The 18,279-nt window shown below is 37.8% G+C and carries 17 protein-coding genes; 15 read left to right on the forward strand and 2 right to left on the reverse strand.

Features of this window, described 5'->3' with window-relative positions; all coding sequences use genetic code 11:
- From dnaA to CLOAM_RS00065, 12 genes are all read left to right on the forward strand, one after another.
- Positions 1-1,332 carry a chromosomal replication initiator protein DnaA gene (dnaA, locus tag CLOAM_RS00010; RefSeq protein ID WP_015423780.1) on the forward strand — a complete coding sequence of 444 codons (1,332 nt, stop codon included), beginning with the start codon at positions 1-3 and terminating at the stop codon, positions 1,330-1,332.
- 420 nt (positions 1,333-1,752) lie between these two features.
- On the forward strand, positions 1,753-2,967 hold the full coding sequence (locus tag CLOAM_RS00015) for a hypothetical protein (RefSeq protein ID WP_015423781.1): 1,215 nt from the start codon (positions 1,753-1,755) through the stop codon (positions 2,965-2,967).
- Between the two features lies 1 nt (position 2,968).
- Positions 2,969-3,769, forward strand: a complete 801-nt coding sequence (locus tag CLOAM_RS00020) for a peptidylprolyl isomerase (RefSeq protein WP_015423782.1) — start codon at positions 2,969-2,971, stop codon at positions 3,767-3,769.
- Between the two features lie 14 nt (positions 3,770-3,783).
- Positions 3,784-5,040 carry a peptidylprolyl isomerase gene (locus tag CLOAM_RS00025; RefSeq protein ID WP_015423783.1) on the forward strand — a complete coding sequence of 419 codons (1,257 nt, stop codon included), beginning with the start codon at positions 3,784-3,786 and terminating at the stop codon, positions 5,038-5,040.
- Positions 5,037-5,534 carry a phosphatidylglycerophosphatase A family protein gene (locus CLOAM_RS00030; protein ID WP_015423784.1) on the forward strand — a complete coding sequence of 166 codons (498 nt, stop codon included), beginning with the start codon at positions 5,037-5,039 and terminating at the stop codon, positions 5,532-5,534. Before CLOAM_RS00025 ends, CLOAM_RS00030 begins: the two co-directional genes overlap by 4 nt.
- 8 nt (positions 5,535-5,542) lie before the next feature.
- Positions 5,543-5,884, forward strand: coding sequence for a preprotein translocase subunit YajC (yajC, locus tag CLOAM_RS00035; protein WP_015423785.1), 342 nt, complete (start codon positions 5,543-5,545; stop codon positions 5,882-5,884).
- Positions 5,881-6,441 (forward strand): peptide deformylase, encoded by a 561-nt coding sequence (gene def, locus CLOAM_RS00040; protein ID WP_015423786.1) that lies wholly within the window; start codon positions 5,881-5,883, stop codon positions 6,439-6,441. Before yajC ends, def begins: the two co-directional genes overlap by 4 nt.
- Entirely contained in the window at positions 6,441-7,385 is a 945-nt protein-coding gene (fmt, locus tag CLOAM_RS00045) for a methionyl-tRNA formyltransferase (protein WP_015423787.1), read from the forward strand. The genes def and fmt overlap by 1 nt, the downstream gene beginning before the upstream one ends.
- Positions 7,382-8,134 (forward strand): DUF116 domain-containing protein, encoded by a 753-nt coding sequence (locus CLOAM_RS00050; protein WP_015423788.1) that lies wholly within the window; start codon positions 7,382-7,384, stop codon positions 8,132-8,134. The genes fmt and CLOAM_RS00050 overlap by 4 nt, the downstream gene beginning before the upstream one ends.
- A gap of 12 nt (positions 8,135-8,146) precedes the next feature.
- Positions 8,147-8,983 carry a S1C family serine protease gene (locus tag CLOAM_RS00055; protein WP_015423789.1) on the forward strand — a complete coding sequence of 279 codons (837 nt, stop codon included), beginning with the start codon at positions 8,147-8,149 and terminating at the stop codon, positions 8,981-8,983.
- Positions 8,980-11,703: a metallophosphoesterase gene (locus CLOAM_RS00060; protein ID WP_015423790.1), complete on the forward strand. Its 2,724-nt coding sequence runs from the start codon at positions 8,980-8,982 to the stop codon at positions 11,701-11,703. The genes CLOAM_RS00055 and CLOAM_RS00060 overlap by 4 nt, the downstream gene beginning before the upstream one ends.
- Before the next feature lie 6 nt (positions 11,704-11,709).
- Entirely contained in the window at positions 11,710-12,717 is a 1,008-nt protein-coding gene (locus CLOAM_RS00065) for a radical SAM/SPASM domain-containing protein (RefSeq protein ID WP_015423791.1), read from the forward strand.
- 166 nt (positions 12,718-12,883) lie between these two features.
- Here the strand turns inward: CLOAM_RS00065 and CLOAM_RS00070 are convergent, their stop codons facing one another.
- Together CLOAM_RS00070 and CLOAM_RS00075 are read right to left on the reverse strand one after the other, a co-directional pair.
- Positions 12,884-13,672, reverse strand: a complete 789-nt coding sequence (locus tag CLOAM_RS00070) for a phosphatase PAP2 family protein (RefSeq protein WP_044278730.1) — start codon at positions 13,670-13,672, stop codon at positions 12,884-12,886.
- 676 nt (positions 13,673-14,348) lie between these two features.
- A complete protein-coding gene (locus CLOAM_RS00075) occupies positions 14,349-14,564 on the reverse strand; it encodes a hypothetical protein (protein WP_044278731.1) in 216 nt (71 codons plus the stop codon).
- A gap of 311 nt (positions 14,565-14,875) precedes the next feature.
- Here CLOAM_RS00075 and CLOAM_RS00080 point away from each other — a divergent pair, with 311 nt between their 5' ends.
- From CLOAM_RS00080 to CLOAM_RS00090, 3 genes are all read left to right on the forward strand, one after another.
- Positions 14,876-16,219, forward strand: a complete 1,344-nt coding sequence (locus CLOAM_RS00080; RefSeq protein WP_015423793.1) for a radical SAM protein — start codon at positions 14,876-14,878, stop codon at positions 16,217-16,219.
- Positions 16,220-16,551: 332 nt separating this feature from the next.
- Positions 16,552-17,442, forward strand: coding sequence for a DNA alkylation repair protein (locus tag CLOAM_RS00085; RefSeq protein WP_015423794.1), 891 nt, complete (start codon positions 16,552-16,554; stop codon positions 17,440-17,442).
- Positions 17,439-18,275 (forward strand): RNA methyltransferase, encoded by an 837-nt coding sequence (locus tag CLOAM_RS00090; RefSeq protein ID WP_015423795.1) that lies wholly within the window; start codon positions 17,439-17,441, stop codon positions 18,273-18,275. Before CLOAM_RS00085 ends, CLOAM_RS00090 begins: the two co-directional genes overlap by 4 nt.
- Positions 18,276-18,279: the final 4 nt, after the last annotated feature.

Genomic DNA, 18,279 nt, shown 5'->3' on the forward strand with positions numbered 1-18,279 from the left:
ATGGATCAGGATATTTGGCAGAACATATTAGATAAACTGGAGGAAAATATAAATCCTCAAAGTTTCAAAACCTGGTTTTCAGATACAAGATTAGTAGATATGAATGACAGGGAATTGATGATTAGAGTGGCAACTCAATTTTCGGCTAATTATCTGAATCAGAATTACAAAGAGGTTTTAGGAGAAATTTCTTATGGTCTTTATGGTCGGAAGTATGATGTTCAATTTATAACTCAGCCCCACCGTAATCACAATAAAGAAAAAGATGTTCAGGATTATAGTATTAAGCGGGTTAGTGCCAATGTAAGATTAAATGAGCGTTATACTTTTGATGAATTTGTAGTGGGTAAAAACAACAATTTTGCTTATAGTGCGGCAAAAGCGGTAGCAGAATCGCCTGGATATACCTATAATCCTCTTTTTATTTATGGTGAAAGCGGAATGGGAAAGACCCATTTGATGCAGGCAATTGGAAATTATATTTTGAAAGAAGGACGAAACTGTTCCATTTACTATATAACTTCCGAGGCGTTTACCAATGAAATGATTGATGGCATTCGCAGCAATAAAATGCCGGAATTCAGAGCAAAATTCAGAAAAGTTGACCTGCTTTTAATGGATGATATTCATTTTCTTTCCCGCAAAGAAGGAACGCAAGAAGAATTTTTCCACACCTTTAATGCCCTGTTTGAAAACAAAAAACAGATTGTGCTCACTTCCGACAGACCCCCCAAAGATATTCCCGATTTGGAAAAACGCTTGGTAACACGCTTTGAAAGCGGTTTGCTTTGCGATCTGAAAAGTCCTGATTTTGAAACCCGCGTTGCCATTTTAAGAAAAAAAGCGGAACCGGAAAATGTGGTTTTAAGCGATGCAATATTTAATTTTATTGCCGATAACATTACCAGCAGTGTGCGTGCTCTGGAAGGTTCTTTAATTCGTATTTTGGCATTTTCATCCTACAATAAACTTAATCCTGAAGACATAGATATTAATCTGGCAGCGGAAATTTTATCTGATATGATTTCGGAAAAGGTGCATTCCATAACTTTAGATGCTATAACGGAAAAGGTCTGTGAATGTTATGGAATTACACCTGCCCAGTTACTGGAAAAAACCCGCAAACCGCAAGTTGCTTTTCCCCGTCAGGTAGCAATGTATCTGGCAAATTATTTAATTCCTCAGCTCTCTTTAAAAGATATCGCGGAATACTATAACAGGAAAGATCATACTACGGTTCTCCATGCTAAAAAGATGGTGGAAAACCAGTTTCGGGAAAAAGAGGACTTCCGAATTCAGCTGGAAGAAATAATTAAAAACCTGAAAAAATAATGAAGATAGAACGCAGATAACTGGATTTATTGGATTTTCTGGATTTATTATTTTTATTATTTTGTGTAGATAGAGGACGCTGTTCTTCTGCAAAAAAATTATTATAAGATGCAGAGCTATGCCGAGCTATGGCTACAATAAAACGAGAAGAACATCGTTTTTATAAAAAAGTTATCCACAAGTGTGGATAGAATTAAGTGGATGGAGGTGAATAAATTATATATAAATGCTTGCGGTAACTTTTTCTGTGGATAAGTAAGGATAAAAACCAAAGTTATCCACAAGTTATCCACAAGGAAATACTTGCAGGAAAAGCATACAAGGCAAAGAGAAAAGAAAAAGCTTGACCAAATATCCCCCTATCCACAACGCCTACTTATAATACTATATAAAAGATTTAATTAAAATAGGATTATTATTATGGAATTGTTTCCCAAGGTATTAAAACTGCTTATCTGCATAATTATTCTGGTAATTATGTTAAGCGGTTGTACTGATAAGAAAAACTTAACCGGTGATAATTTCAGTGATATTAGAGCCATAACTATAGAAGATAAACCTGGAATTATTATGGGTTTCAGTTTTCCTGCCGAAACCAAAGCAAAAATAACAGGAAATGAGACAAAACTGCTTGCCGGTAACTATCAAAATGCTGTTGCAATATGTCTTTTAAGGTTTACGGAGCTTCCTTCTCCGATAACGGAAACGGACAGCTGTTTTCTAACTGTAAACATCAGCAAGCGTTCCGCTCTTCCGCGTAATCCTTTAATGTTACAACTATACAAATTAAACAATGTCTGGCTTGATTCCTTAAATCTTAACGATATTTCGGAAGGTGATTTAAGTTTATTGGCGGAATACACTGTTGCAGATACAGTAGGCAGTTCCGGAAAAGTAATTACCTTCAATCTTTCTTCCTCTGAAGTTGTTAACTGGAGTAATCCTGATTCTACCGGCTGGAATTTCGTGCTTAAAACAGAAAATGAGGGCTGGGTAGAAATAACTTCTCTGGAAGGAAGCAACAAGCCAACTCTTAACTTCAAATATAAAACGGAAACTGGGGGTGAATGGATAAATTATAATAAATCTCCTGCTAAAGATACTTATATTTTAGAAGCACCGGAAACAAATCCTTCCGTACTATGGAAAATCAGCAATCTTAATTCCTCCCGTCTCTATATAAAATACGAGCCAACTTACACTCTTTTTAAAGATAACGAAGGTAACACATTAACAGATATACAAATAAAACGGTTGACCGTAAATAAAGCGGAAATAGTTCTACATATAAAAAACAATGACTATTACAATTCCTCTACCAGCTATTCTCTTTATCCTTTCAATGTTGTAAAGGACTCTATAGATAGTCCCTTACCTTTGTTAAAAAGCGATTATGAAACGCTTGTTTATACAAGTACCAGCAGTGGAATTATTAAAGGCGATTCTTTAACGGTTGATGTTACTCCGATAATCCAGGCATATACTTCCGGAGAAAAGATACCTAAAGGAATAATGATTCAATCTACTCAGGAACGCAAAAATTTCGGCACACTGGAATTTTGGGATTGCAATGAAAGCACTCCGGCTGAGAAAAAACCGTATATCAAAATAACTTACACTCCTCCCTATTTATAAGATGAAAAGATTTGTTTTAATACCTCTAATCCTTATCCTGTTATTTGCCTGCACTAAAAAAGAAGAAAAAGGCATTGCTTTAGCTCAGGTAGATAAAGAAATTCTCTATCTGGATGATTTTAAGTCCACTTTTTCGGTTGAGGATTGGGAAAATTTAAGCCCCGAAATAAGGAAAAAATACATTGAGGATTGGGTAAACCTAACTCTTTTAGCTCATTATGCCGATAAACAGGGCTTAAATAAAGATCAAGCAGTGAAACAAAAAATTAACTATGCAAGCAAAAAAGTGAAAGCCAATGCTTTAATTGCTAAACGCCTTTCTGAAATTGAGGTCTCGGAAGATCAGCTCTTCAACTATTTTCGTCTACATCAGGCAGAATTTCAAAAAAATGCAGTAGAATATAATATCCGGCGTATAGCTTTAATGGATAAGATTTCTGCGGAAAATGTTCTGCAACAATTAAGCCAGGGAATGAGTTTCACGGAAGCTGTGCAACGCTATTCAACAGAAGAACTTAAAAACAGAGGCGGATTTATGGGTATGGTTTCTGCCACCGGTACTGATTCTCTTTTCTGGTTAAAAGCACGCGAATTGAAAGAAAATGAATATGGCTTGGTCTATAAAGAACCAATGTGGTATGTTTTTCAGGTAGTGGAAAGTAAAATTACACCTCAGGAAGCTAATTTTGAAGATTATCGGGCAGAAATCAAACGCAAGGTTCTGCTGGAAAAACAAGACCAGGTGTATCAAGAATTAATTAAAGAAATCAAATCCCAAACCAGTGAGATTTATTATTACTAATAAGGAATTTAAGAATGCGAAAATTAGCAATAACCCTTATCCTGTTAGTTCTAACTTTATTTTTAAGCGCAGAACTGATAGATAAAATAGTAGCCAAAGTAGGAACCGACATTATTCTGCTTTCCGATTTACAGAAAGAAATGGTGCAGATGCAAAGTGTAGGTTTATTGGAAGAAGATACAGACCCCAGAGATGTTCTGGATGAAATGATAAATCAGAAATTAATTATCCAGAAAGCTAAAGACCTGAATATTACAGTTAACGACGAGGAAATAAAAGTAATGGCAGAGAACTATCTGAAAAAAGTAAAAGCTCAATATCCCAGTTCCTCAGCTTTTGCCGCCGACCTAAAAAAAAGCAAGCTTACAGAATCCGATTTACTGCAACTTTATAGAGATATACTAACTGAACAAGCACTCTCCGACCAGATTTTGAAAAAAGAAATAATTAACAAGGTCTCTGTTACGGAAGCAGAAGTGATAAATTTCTATAATGCTACCAAGGATTCCTTAGCCGTAAAACCCGTTTCCTGGGATTTAGGAATTATTTTCAGAGAAATAAAACCCAACCAGAAAAGCAAAGAAGCAAAACTGGCAGAAATAAAAGAAATTCAAACACGCCTGAAAAATGGTGAGGACTTTGCTACCCTCGCCAGCACGGAAAGTGACTGTCCCAGTAAAGAAGTTGGAGGTGACCTCGGTTTCTTTAAAAGAGGACAAATGGTTAAACCCTTTGAAGATGCTGCCTTTGCTTTACAGCTTGGAGAAATAAGCGACATCGTAGAAAGTGAATATGGCTATCACATTATCCGCTTAGAAGAAAAAAGAGGTAATGAAATCCGTGCCCGCCATATCTTAAAAGCCCTTACTCCTACAGCTGAAGATTCTTTACGCGAAAGACAACTGATGGAAGAAATCCGTAATCGCTATGCCAAAGGTGAAAGCTTTGCTTCTTTGGCAAGGGAATATTCTATGGATCAAGAAAGCAGAGAAGATGGCGGTTCTTTAGGAGAATTTACGGAAAGAGACCTCCCTTCCCTTTTTGCTACCCAAATTTTACAAACACCTGTAGGAGAAATGACTCCCGTTCTGGAAAATCAGGGTATGCTTTACATTTTCTGCCGCTTGAAAGAATACCCTCCCCGTATTTATAAATATGAAGAAGTAAAAGACCAAGCTCGGGAGATGGTTCTTAAAAGAAAACAGATAGATGCCTTTAATGCCTGGATAGAAAATTTACGGCGTGAGGCGTATGTACAAATAACTTTATGACTGCTGAAAAACCCCAAAAACTGAATATTTATACCTTTTTAGCAACGCTTTGCGGAATTGGCTTTATTCCTGTTATGCCGGGAACTTTTGGTTCTCTTCTTGCTTATGGAATTTATATGCTCTTTTCCGGTTCACCTTTTCAAGGGAAGGCACTGTTTTATGCTTTGCCTGCTTTAATAGCGCTTTGTTTAATAGCTGTTTTTTTAAGCACTAAAGCGGAAAAAACCCTGGGAAAAGATAACGGAAGTATTGTAATAGATGAATTCTGCGGTTATTATGTAAGCGTTTTGTGTTTACCTCATAGTTGGCTAATAGGTCTTTATGCTTTTGCCCTTTTCCGGGTTTTTGACATAGCTAAACCCTTTCCTATTAAAAAAGTTCAGGAACTTCCCGGTGGCTGGGGAGTTATTACAGATGATATTATTGCCGGAATTTATACCAATATACTTATTCAAATACTAACTAAAATATATCCAAAATTCTTTGGATTATAGGAGAAAAAATGAACTACATATTACTACAGGCAGCCCAAAAAGGCACTACTCAACAAGGTGGTGCAGGCACAACTTTGATCTTTATGATCATAATGTTCGTTATTCTGTATCTCTTGCTTATCAGACCCCAACAAAAGAAAGCCAAGGAAACTCAAAAGATGCAGGATTCACTAAAAGTAAACGATAAAGTCATAACCAGTTCCGGAATCTATGGTCGCGTCGTTTCCATAAAACCCGATAAAGGAATTGTGGTTTTGGAAATTGATGATACCAATAAAGTGCGGATAGATATTCAAAAAAACGCCATCATAGGAGTTGTTACAACATCTGAACCCGAACCGGAAAAATGAAATATAAGCCCAAAATCTTACCTGTGCGTCTCTACGGGGATGATTTTTTAAGAAAGAAACTGCCAGAAATTGATTATAATACTCCAGGCCTGCCAGAATTTATAGAAGATTTAATCTACACTATGTATGCAAGAGATGGAATAGGCATTGCTGCTAATCAGGTTGGCTCTTTCTACCGAATGATTGTTATAGACCCGGAACAGGATAATAAGTTAAATAAAAAAAGTCCGATAGTGATGATTAACCCTGTAATTGAAAACAAAGAAGGCGAAGTTGTTTACGAAGAGGGCTGTATCAGTTTACCTGATATCTTTGCAGATGTGTCACGCAGTAAAAAAATTACCTATTCCTACACGGATAGAATGGGAAATCGCATAACGGAAACCGCTGAAGAAATAAAGGCAGTAGTTATTCAACACGAATTTGACCATCTGGAAGGTATTTTATTTATTGACCATTTGGGAACTCTTGACCGCTTGAAAATAATGCACAAACTTAAAAAACTGCAGGCAAGAGCGGTTAACGGACAGAATATACTGGAAGGACTTACTTTATAATGCGTTACCTGTTTATTGGTTCTTCAGATTACGGTTTACCAGCACTGAATAAATTACGGCAAAATGGTTATGAACCCTCTTTAATAATCAGCCAGCCAGCTAAACCTGCAGGACGCAATTTACACTTAACTCCTACTCCTATATCACAATATGCCATTGAACAAAAGCTACCGCTTTTTACTCCTATGGATATAAACTCTGCAGAAAGCATAACAAAAATGGCAGAACAAAAGGCAGATATAATAGTTACTGCTGCCTTTGGCGAATTTATAAATAAAAAAATCCGTAATCTCTGCCCTTTTGGAGCTGTAAATCTGCATCCTTCATTGCTGCCCAAATATAGAGGTGCCAGTCCTATTCAAAGTGCCATTTTAAATGGAGAAACCGAAACCGGAACTACAATATCCCTTGTTTCCGCAAAAATGGATGCAGGACCTATTCTGGCTCAGACAAAGCTTTCCATAGCTGAAAATGAAACTTACAGCGAACTGAAAGAACGCCTGGCAGAACAGGCAGGTGATTTACTACTCCAGTTTTGGAAGAAACTTATAACGGAAAAATCACTTTGCGGAACGAAGCAGGATGAAAGCAAGGCAACTTACTGCTATAAAATAACCAATAAAACCTGCCAAATTGACTGGAATAAAAGAACTGAGGAAATTCATAACCAAATTCGCGCTTTTTCTTTAACTCCCGGTGCCTGGACTCTGTTTAGATATAATAAATTGAAGATATTGTGTTCAGAAAAGACAGTAGAACCGGCAAATGGTGAACCGGGGCTTATTTGCAAGATAGATAAAAAGCGCGGTTTTTTTGTTAACTGTCTGGACTTTAAATTGCTTATTACTAAAGTTCAGCCGGCGGGAAAGAAAGTAATGGAAGCAGTTGCTTTTATAAACGGAGCCCGCCTTAGAGAAAAAGAAAAATTAGGAGGGGAAAAATGAGAAAAGAATACTTTTCTATAATCAAATTCCCTGTGCTCGTCAGCTTTTCTTTGCTTATTATAACGCTCATCTTCTTCTTTATAGTGTTAGGCAGTTATCACCGTTTAGGTCTTTCTGTCTGGGGAAATGTGCTCTATACAATACTCTTTATGGTGATTGTAATTCTAATCGGCACTTGGATTTTAGCTCTTGTCAGCACCCACAAAAAAATCAAGCCCCTTTGGTTGAGACATTATCTTTCCTGGATGCTGGTGAATATCTATTATCCTTTAGCGAGAGTTTTTGGCAGGATTTGTTTTCAAAAAATGGACACCATACAGGAGTCATTTCTCTATTTTAATAATGAAATTGTAGTTACCAACTATCAGGGAATGCATTCTTCCAATCTGCTTTTACTTTTGCCTCATTGCCTGCAAAGTTCCAATTGCAAAATTCGTATTAATAACAACATTGTAGAATGTCAGGAATGCGGTGGCTGTGATATGGCTAAAATGAAGGCCTTAACCAAGGACTATCAGATTAAAACTGCAGTTGCCAGTGGCGGTTCTTTGGCAAGAAAATTGGTAAATGATACTCATCCGGATATTATAATTGCTGTTGCCTGCAATCGGGACTTAACAGAAGGAGTTCGTGAAAGCTGGCGTTACCCTGTTTATGCAGTTTTGAATGAACGCCCCAAAGGTCCTTGTTTTGAAACCACTGTAAGTCCTGCAGTAATTGACTTTGCCATCCATAAATTTGTTCAATAAAGGAGAGAAAACTTGAAACGCATCAATCTCTTCACAATAATCCTTATTCTATTGCTTAATGCCTTTATTACTATGGCTTTAATCAATAAATACGGAAACAAAACACCAGAAACCGATACTTTCGTTTCGCAGGGAACTTCTCAACCGAGTAAAGCCTCTTCTGCCAAAAGGATAAATTCTATTACCGAAGCTGTAAAAGCAGTGGAGCCGGCAGTTGTTAGCATCAATGTTATAAAAACGGAATATGTGCGAGCCGTATCTCCTTTTGGTTTGGGTTTTTTTGATTTCTTCGGTTCCATACCTTTACTGCGTCAGATAGAGTCCATTGGCAGCGGTGTTATTTATGATCCTAAAGGTTACATCGTTACCAATGCCCATGTAGTTAGTGGAGCTACTCAAATTAAAGTTATTTTACCTGATAAACGCGAATTTTCCGGAACCGTTGCCGGAATTGACGAAATTCACGATGTTGCCAAAGTAAAAATCACCGGAAATAATCTTCCTGTTGCCGAAATGGGCAATTCCAACGATTTAATTATCGGAGAATGGAGTATTGCTTTAGGTAATCCTTATGGTTTTTTAATGAATGATTCCAAGCCCAGTGTTTCTGTAGGAGTGATTTCTGCTGTGAACCGTAATTTTGCTGCCCGTCAAGACAGGCATGAATATAAATCTATGATTCAAACGGACGCTGCTATCAATCCTGGAAATAGTGGTGGTCCCCTTGTTAATATCAATGGAGAAGTAGTTGGTATTAATACCTTTATCTTTTCCGAAAATGGAGGCAATATCGGTATCGGCTTTGCTATTCCTATAAATTCCGTAAAGACCATTTTAGCAAAGATATGAATAGAAAATATACCTTATTTCTGCTGATATTGCTTTCCTGCGGTTTGCTTTTTGCCCAAACAGCACTCAGTTGCTATGATATTCAGTATAATCCTGAGGGGGGAGGCGATTCACCTTATTTGGATCAAATTGTTACCGTTCAAGGAATTGTAAGTGGCGTTACCTATTATTCCGGAAGCGGTTATAACAATTACGGTTTCTTCATTAGTGATCCAACAGGGGGTCCCTGGAGCGGATTATTTATCTATAATCAAACCTATCATCCCGCTTTAGGAGATTTTGTGCGCGTAACGGGAACGGTAAAAGAATATTACGGCTTAACGGAAATTTCGCAGGTATCTTCCCTTCTGGTTTTAAGCCAGGGCAATCCTCTTCCTGCACCCACTGAAATAAATACCGGTTCTCTGGATAATTTCAGCAGTGGAGAACAATGGGAAAGCGTTTTGGTGAAGGTAGTAAATGTTACCGTAACAGTTGAACCCAATAGTTATCAGGAGTTTTATGTAGATGACGGCAGCGGGCAATGCCAGATAGATAATCAATTCTTTGGCTCTAATCACAGCTGGAATAATATTACATTAGGACAGGTCTACAGCGAAATAATCGGGATTGTGGATTATTCCTACAGCTACTATGCCATCAATCCGCGTTCGGAAACAGATATGATTTCAGGAGCTAACACAGTAACTTTGGCTATTCCTCATCAATCAGTCGGTTTGCACAGTTCCGTTTCCGTTCCTATAAATGCTTATCGAATAGAGACAGCGCAGAATTATCAATCCTATTCTTTCAGCATTTCTTTCAATCCCCATATTCTGAATTATGAATCAATCAACACTGCAGGCACTTTATCCCAGGCAGGAAATGTAATTGCTTCTGCGGAAAGTGGAGTGTTATCTGTTTCTTATCAAAGCAATTCAAGTTTAAGCGGGCAGGGAATTCTTTTAAAACTGAATTTTTACGCTGCCAATACAGGAACGACTGCGCTAACTTTTTCGGATGTAATATTCGGAACCGATGTAATTCAAAGCTGTATCAATGGAAGTGTAACTGTAAATAGCAGTTATAATTCACCTGGCGATACTTTAACCGTTATCCAGCGTCCTCTTCTCAATATTCCGGAAATAGTTGTTCCCGGAGAAACATTAAAAATAACCTGTTTAGCCCCTCAAAATACAAGCAACTGGAATGCCTGGCTGAGACATAATAATAAACGACTGAATTTACTGATTACAAACAGCCAATGGTTAACTTTGCCAAACCGTTGGGAACTTACAACAACGGTTCCTTCTGTTCCTGTTTATGAATTATACGATTTGGAGGTCTCTGCCAGTGGAGGTATAAGCGATATTACAGCTAATGCTGTTCAGGTTATTCCCAGCCGAAAAAACAATTACTATTTTGTCCATATAACAGATTCGCATATGCCCAATCGTCTGTATTATCCTAATGCAGGTTTTGATGCTGATTCTACTGCCGTAGAGGATTTTAGAGCTGTGATGGACGACATTAATATTATTCATCCCGAGTTTGTTCTTTTTACCGGCGATTTAGTTAACGAAGGAGAGCTGGAGGGCTTTGCCAATCAATATTGGTTTGGCTGGACGCAAAAATTGCTCACCGAATTTGAAGTTCCGGTTTATGTTACTGCCGGAAATCATGATATTGGCGGTTGGAATCAAACCCCTCCTCCTGCAGGAAGTGCCCGAAAAAACTGGTGGAAATATTTTGGTTGGAGCTGGCTGAATAATGAAGACCTGAGCTTTCCCTATCATACACAGGATTACTATTTTACCTATAATAATACTGTTTTTATAGGGTTAGAGAGCTATGACAATTATGATTACTGGCGACCAGCTATTTATGGCGAAACAAGCTATACTGATCAGCAAATTGCCTGGCTGAATAATACCCTTTCTCTTTTTCCGAACTACAAAAAGGTTCTTTTCCACCATTACGATTTTAAGGAACAGCTTTTTCTTTCCTCGTTGGGAATAGATCTGTCTCTTTGGGGTCATATTCATTCCAATAACGGTTCAATCTATACTTATCCCTATAATTTAGCTACGCGTAGCGTTTGTGATGGCAACCGTGCTTATCGGGTTATTAGAGTTAATAATGAACAATTGACCCCTTATGCCACAATTTATGCCGGAGCAACAGGCAATAACCTTTCTGTTCAATTTTATCCTTCCAATTATGGAGTAGCGGATAGTGTGAAGGCAATTATTATCAATAATCAGCCCCTTGCTTTTGAAAATGCTCAGCTGAAATTTATTATGCCTCAACGAGATACGGGTTATAATGTTTCAGGAGGAACTCTTACCCAGGTAGATAAGAGTGGCAATTATAATATCTGTTATGTTCGTGTTTCCCTTTCTGCCAATAGCACTTCCACTGTTACCGTAACAGAAAACGGAGTGGAAATATCCGACCCTGTTCAAGTTCCTGTTGTCTTCACAATAAAATCCGTTTATCCCAATCCTTTGGTAAAGCAGGGAAATCTGCAAGTTATTAGCGATAAAACATTTCCGGAGCTGCACCTGCAGCTTTTTAACCTGAGAGGGCAACTGGTTTATCAAGAATGCCTAAAAGGAATTTCTCAAGGGGAAAGTCATCTTTCTTTTACCTTACCCGATTCCTTAGCCAGCGGAATTTACTTTCTGCGTTTTCGGGAAGATAAAACCCAAATTCACAAAATCCTCATTTTGCAAAGGTAATATCTTATGCCTCAGAAAAGACCCCAAACCTCAAAACTCCTCTATCTCCCGTGGATTATCAAGCACCTTTCCTATTACTTGAAACTGAATACTCACATCTTGAAAAAAGGTGTTCCCTTAAAGGAAATACTGATTCTGAAATATCCTTTCTGGTTCAAAGATGCCAAAAATCCTCCTCTGCTTTCCGTAGATATTACCGATGCCTGCAATTTACGCTGCATTTATTGTAATAATCCCTTTTTCCCTTATCCGAGAACAATGATGAATCAGGATGTTTTTAAGGCCTTAATTGAGCGCCTGAAACGCCATCCTGTAAGCAGAATCAGAATCAGTGGAGGTGAGCCAACCCTGCATCCTCAATTTGATACAATGCTGAAAGAAATGTCCTATTACTGTAAATATTTATCTATCATCACCAATGGGCAATGGCAAAATCCTGAAGTGAATGAAAAACTCCTTAATTGCGGACTTAGCTTTATTGAACTTTCTATGGATGCCGTCGGAAAAGATATCTACGAAAAAAGTCGTCCTGGTGCCGATTACGACCTTTTCTTCCAAAACCTGAAACAGCTTTATAAACTGAGAAATCAGTATAAAGTTGACCTCATCATCCGCATTCGTTTAATGGTGCGTCCTTCAACTATGGATAAAGAAAAGGAAGATAGCCGTTTTTTACGCCAATTCTGCGATTGTGTTTTACCGCAACATATTTTACAGCATCCCGAAACACCTTCCCAAGAAGATGTTTTTATCCAAAATTCTATCCTGCAAAATTCACTTCCTGTTTGCACTGTTCCCTATCGTGATCTGCAAATAAGACCTGATGGTTTGGTTCCTCTTTGTCCAGCAAAAGGATGCGCTATCAATCCTGAAGACCGTATTTTTATTGGAGACATTCAAAAAGATGAAATTCTTGATCTGTGGAATGCACCTTTGCTAAAACAAATGCGGGATGCGCATCGCAACAGAAAGGGAGAAATATTAAAGCTTTGCAGGAATTGCCATTATAGCTGAAAAGAGGGTTGAGAGGGTTTGAAGGTTTAGAGGGTTTTGAAAATTAAGGATACAGATAGGTTGTCATCTTCATCAATCCTTCTTAAAAAAGGTTGATTCCTTGAAAAGCAAAGAGCGAAATAAATGCTTTAGAAGGGTAGGTAAACCCCTCCCCAAAAATTATGCTTCAGAATTTATACTTAAAAGAAATACCATTTATTTCGGGTTGTGCATTCAGCATTAGACGAGGTGTATTTTTCAGGACTAATCTTGCTGTTACATAACCGATAACGGCACCGGCAAAAACATCGCTGCTCCAATGCTGATCATCATTTAAACGCGAAAGGGAAGTTAAAGTGGCAATTGTATAAACAGTTGGAGGCACCCAGCGGGAATTTTTGTATTGTTCTGCTAAAACAGGTGCCAAACTCCAAACCAAAGTTGTATGTCCCGAAGGAAAACTATCCCGGGAAAAAGAAATTCCCTTGCCGTTCCAAAATTCTTTTCCTTCTTCTTTATAGGGTTTTTGCCTTTGGGAAGCCAGCTTCAAAGTTTGGGTAACCGCTAAAGAGAGGAGTGAACTTTTCAGGCATAGCAGAGAAGTATCTATTGTCTTTTCATCTTTAGTTAAATATCCTCCCAAAGCAGTTAACGCCATTACCGGAAACATAATTTTTACTTCTCCGAATTGTTTGGCAACCGTAAAAATATCATCCGTAACTTCATTTCTGTTCCGTTGAAAGCAATCCCGCAAATCATCATCCAGAAAATATAAACAACCTCCGGTAATAACTATTGCACTTGCTTGCAACCAATTATCCTTTTGCCAACTAAAAGGTGCCGTAGCTCCGGCATAAATTGTTTCAGGATAGGATAACAAATAATCTTGCAAAAAGTTATCTTCCTCTGCAGAAAATAACGGAACCGCCATTAGCACCAAGACCACAGCAAAACAGAAAGGATAAAATTTACTCATTTGTCTATCTTCTAAAATGGCGGACAACTGTCAAGATTAAACACAATAAGGTTTATAGATAGATTGATTTCAGCCACCGAAAATACCGAAAAGAACATATCTGAATTATTATCCCCTTTTTTAAAAAAAAGTTCCGTAGGAACGACAGATACTAACAACGGGTTTCAACCCGGTGAAAAAGAACATAAGAGAGACATTATCTCTTTTTCCGAGAATGAGTTCCGTAGGAACGACAGATACTAACAACGGGTTTCAACCCGGTGATAAGTTATATCAATTCTTTTCATTAGCTTATTTTCCAGTTTCAGGGACAAATATATTTTAGGGAAGCAATCTTTCCTTAGAGCATTGCCTTAGCATTACGGACTCATTGCTAATCCCATCCGTAATGGGTAAGCAATGGGTAAGCAATGCTATTAGGGAAGAGGTCTTTTTTATTAACAAAATAATAAGCTATCTGTATATCGCAGGAAGAGATAGATATATTGTTCAGCTAATGCTTTAATTTATATACTAGTAACCTAATTATGCAATTGTAAAAAATAGGGTGACAAATTTAGATTTGCCATAGATTATTTAATTTTTTTATCCATAAACCATAAATAATGGAATATATTCCGTAGGACTGGTAGAAAAATAACAACAGGTTTTGAACCTGGCACAGAGATTTTCAATATCATTTCTGTAATGAAAAGTCCTTTATCTTTCCTACGAAAGCAGAAATCCCGATACTTGTCATTCCTACGAAAGCAGAAATCCCGATACTTGTCATTCCTACGAAGGCAGAAATCCCGATACTTGTCATTCCTACGAAGGCAGAAATCCCGATACTTGTCATTCCTACGAAGGAAGGAATACCGATACTTGTCATTCCTGAGAAGGTAGGAATCACGATACTTGTCCCTGATACTTGTCATTCTTGTGAAAGCAGAAATCCATACTATTAAATACATTAAAACAGATTCTGCATCAAGTGCGGAATGACAAACTAATTAAGCTCAACCATTTTTCTCATTCAAATAAATGATTTCAACCGGACATTATGGAGAATAAAGGAAGAATTAAACTCTGGAATAAAAGATAAAATTCCTTTTTTTGATTGAAAATGTGAACCTTTACAATACTCTTATAAAAAAATACTTGACATTTTAGAAGAAGAATTTTATTGAGTAAAAAAAAAGGTATTACTTTGGGTGATTTGCTATGAAGAATGTAAAGACAATTGCACTAAACCAATTAATCAATTACATAGCCAACGATCCTCTGAATAAGTTGCCTAAAATAATGGAGTTGGCTAAAAAACTTGACCGTAAGGGAACTTATTTAAAGTTATTTACTGTAATCACTGATGCTCTGTCAGATGAAACCAGCCATTGGCACAAATTTGTAGAAAACTTGTTTAACAATGTTGATTCCAAGGTTATTCATAAACTGGCAGAATGTTTTGCAATCAATACAACACTGGTTGGTAGACCGATACGGGAGAAGTATAAAGCAAAATATTCAATACAAGTGCCCTGGGCTATTCTGATGGACCCTACAAGTGCCTGTAATCTTTCCTGCACCGGTTGTTGGGCTGCTCTATATGGAAAACAGCATAATTTGCCTTTTGAGGTTATGGATTCTATCTGCAAGCAAGGCAAGAAATTGGGCATTTACTGGTATCTCTTTTCGGGAGGCGAACCCTTAATCCGCAAAAACGACATTATTAAACTCTGCAAAAAACATCAGGATTGTTTCTTCCTTTCTTTTACCAATGGCACACTGGTGGATGAAAAATTCTGCGAAGAGGTTCTAAACGCAGGAAATTTAACACTTTGCTTTTCCATTGAAGGAAATGAACCGGCAACCGATATGCGCAGAGGAAAAGGAGGCTACAAAAGAGTGATAGAAGCAATGGAAATAATGAAAAAATACCGTTTATTTTTCGGTTATTCCACTTGCTACCATCGCTATAATACAGAAAGCGTTGCTTCCGATGAATTTGTGGACGATATGATTGCAAGGGGCTGTTTCTATGCCTGGAACTTTACCTACATTCCTATCGGCAAAAATGCCCAGCCCGATTTGATTGCTACTCCTGAACAGCGCGCCTATATGTATAAAAGGGTTAATGAAATCAGAACTCATAAGCCCATCCTGGCTTTGGATTTTTGGAATGATGGAGAACTTGCCAACGGTTGCATTGCCGGTGGACGCAGCTATTTTCATATCAATGCTGCTGGAGATGTTGAACCCTGTGCCTTTGTTCATTACTCCAATGTAAATATTAAAGAGGTCTCTCTTTTGGAAGCATTGCAATCACCAATCTTTAAAGCATACCAAAAAAGACACCCCTTCAACCAAAACCTTTTACAACCCTGCCCGATGCTGGATAACCCGGAAAAGATTATGGAAATTGTAAATGAAGCCAATGCCAAATCTACAGATATTGAAGCTCCCGAAAGTATAGAAGAGCTGTGCGCTAAAACAAAACCCGCTGCGGAAAAATGGGCTCCCGTGGCAAAAGAACTCTGGGAAAACAGAGAAAAAAATAGCAGCACATAGATTTTTATACACAGAGAACACCGAATTAATTTATAATAATCTATGTCATCATAAGCGCCGTAAAAGTTATTTCTATGGTCAAAGTTTTGAAGGCGCTAATGACTCCTGACTTTCCTCTTGACTTTTTCCTTGACAGATAGCTCTCTCATAATAAAAGGGTATTAGCTGTAGATACACTTCAATCCCATTTATCTCCCGGTCCTTAAATAAAGGGTAAACAAGGGAAGGGTATCAATTAGTTTATGTCAAACAAGATGAATTTACAAGTGACAGAAAAAAAACACTATTTAATTTAGTGACGGAACAAAAATATCCGTTACGGAGCAGGGTAAATGATAAAAGAAGTTGGACGTCTGAATCTGGATGATTATAAAATCCTGGATACCGAAGTGGAAAAAATTTTCCGCAATATAGAAAAAGGTAAAGACGCACTCGCAGAAAAACAAATTACTGATTTGGGTAATACGGCAAATTACTTTGTCCGAGAAGAATTAGGCAAACGCTTAGCGCAATATTCCGGTAATGGAGAAATGGATGCAATTTGTGGACGCCTTTTAGACCATTTTATATATGGTGTAAGAGCAACCGCACTCTTCTATTTTTATTACAAACATCAGGATCATCCCGAAATCATTATTAAAACAGTGGAAAAGACCTTTGAAAGCGTGCCTTGGGAATCGGAAACAATCTGTTTTGAACTTTGGAAAAAAGCTCCCGCTGTAATGCAGGAATATATGCCTACCTGGGCTGAATCGGATAATGAAAAAAAACGCGCTATCAGTATGCACGGTATGGAAAATATTGCCTCCCGCCATCCTCAATATGTGCTTTCCTTCGTTTCCAATCTTTTGGATGATGAAAGTGAAGAAGTTCAGAAAAAAGTTTGTCATATTCTTACTCAGGTAGGAAGACAAAAACCTTTACAATGCTACAATAGTATTCGGCGCTGGCTGATTGAAGGCGATGAAAAAAGAATTCGCATTCTCTGGCAAGCAATGAAAAAACTTGCCAATATTTATGCGCAACGGAGTCGTCGGGATAAAACCAACGAATTTATGAATGTTACACAAAAAACTATTGCCGAATGGCGAAACGATCCCGATCCTAAAGTTGCCACAATGGGAGCAAAACTTTCAGGCATTATAGCCAAGAAAAAGAAAAGAGAAAATCAAAACCAGAAGGCAGCTAATTCCGAAAACAATTATTATTCCAGACAAATATGAACATTAGGCAGGATTTTTCACGCATTGCAGTAATTTTGGTGGAACCAATCTATGGAGGAAATGTAGGTGCCATAGCCAGAATAATGCACAATTTCTGTTTTTCAGACCTGCGCATTGTAGGTAAGGTTCCGGAAAAAAACGATTTTTACCTGGCTATGCATAGTGAAGAAATTCTGGAAAATGTAAATATATATAGCACCCTGGAAGATGCAATTAACGGATTGGATAGAGTTATTGCCTTTTCCCGTCGCCTAGGTAAAAATAAACCCGTTGATTTTACCCCCGGACAAATGGCAAAATATGTTCATAGTTTACCCGATTCCAATATAGGACTTGTTTTTGGACGCGAAACTTATGGCTTAACTGATTCTGAGGCAGAACTTTGCCCTCTGCGCTGTCACTTTATGGCTAATCCTTCCTTTCCTTCTCTGAATTTGGCTCAGGCAGTTGCTTTAGCACTTTGGGAAATTTATTCCCTACCTTGGGAAGAAAAACAAAAAGGGAAAAAATACTATAATTCTGCCAGCGGAAAAGAACTGGATGAAATCCGCAACTACATTTTGGAAGTTATGCGCCAATGCGGTTTTTTCCAAAGAAGAGAAACTATAAATTGGGATACCTTTCTGGCTAAAATGCTGGCACAACTTAATCCCGATAAAAATATGCTCTACCGCTTAAGGCAAATGTTTAATCGGTTTAATGTATTAGTTACAGGTAAGGGTTTGGGTTATGAATTGCCGAATTCCTCTTCGGAAAAAGAAGAGAACAAAAAAAATTCTGAATTGGACAATTCCTGTTCCACCGCCTCAAGACCTTGCAACCCTGATACTTAAAGAT

The organism is Candidatus Cloacimonas acidaminovorans str. Evry (assembly GCF_000146065.2).
Taxonomy (GTDB): Bacteria; Cloacimonadota; Cloacimonadia; order Cloacimonadales; family Cloacimonadaceae; genus Cloacimonas; species Cloacimonas acidaminivorans.

Bases quoted from the DNA above. Each gene is read 5' to 3' on its own strand.
- CLOAM_RS00060 (WP_015423790.1), top strand. From the start codon at position 8,980: ATGAATAGAAAATATACCTTATTTCTGCTGATATTGCTTTCCTGCGGT.
- CLOAM_RS00070 (WP_044278730.1), bottom strand. From the start codon at position 13,672: ATGAGTAAATTTTATCCTTTCTGTTTTGCTGTGGTCTTGGTGCTAATG.
- fmt (WP_015423787.1), top strand. From the start codon at position 6,441: ATGCGTTACCTGTTTATTGGTTCTTCAGATTACGGTTTACCAGCACTG.
- CLOAM_RS00050 (WP_015423788.1), top strand. From the start codon at position 7,382: ATGAGAAAAGAATACTTTTCTATAATCAAATTCCCTGTGCTCGTCAGC.
- CLOAM_RS00085 (WP_015423794.1), top strand. From the start codon at position 16,552: ATGATAAAAGAAGTTGGACGTCTGAATCTGGATGATTATAAAATCCTG.
- CLOAM_RS00080 (WP_015423793.1), top strand. From the start codon at position 14,876: ATGAAGAATGTAAAGACAATTGCACTAAACCAATTAATCAATTACATA.
- CLOAM_RS00065 (WP_015423791.1), top strand. From the start codon at position 11,710: ATGCCTCAGAAAAGACCCCAAACCTCAAAACTCCTCTATCTCCCGTGG.
- CLOAM_RS00090 (WP_015423795.1), top strand. From the start codon at position 17,439: ATGAACATTAGGCAGGATTTTTCACGCATTGCAGTAATTTTGGTGGAA.
- CLOAM_RS00015 (WP_015423781.1), top strand. From the start codon at position 1,753: ATGGAATTGTTTCCCAAGGTATTAAAACTGCTTATCTGCATAATTATT.
- yajC (WP_015423785.1), top strand. From the start codon at position 5,543: ATGAACTACATATTACTACAGGCAGCCCAAAAAGGCACTACTCAACAA.
- CLOAM_RS00025 (WP_015423783.1), top strand. From the start codon at position 3,784: ATGCGAAAATTAGCAATAACCCTTATCCTGTTAGTTCTAACTTTATTT.
- CLOAM_RS00020 (WP_015423782.1), top strand. From the start codon at position 2,969: ATGAAAAGATTTGTTTTAATACCTCTAATCCTTATCCTGTTATTTGCC.
- CLOAM_RS00030 (WP_015423784.1), top strand. From the start codon at position 5,037: ATGACTGCTGAAAAACCCCAAAAACTGAATATTTATACCTTTTTAGCA.
- dnaA (WP_015423780.1), top strand. From the start codon at position 1: ATGGATCAGGATATTTGGCAGAACATATTAGATAAACTGGAGGAAAAT.
- def (WP_015423786.1), top strand. From the start codon at position 5,881: ATGAAATATAAGCCCAAAATCTTACCTGTGCGTCTCTACGGGGATGAT.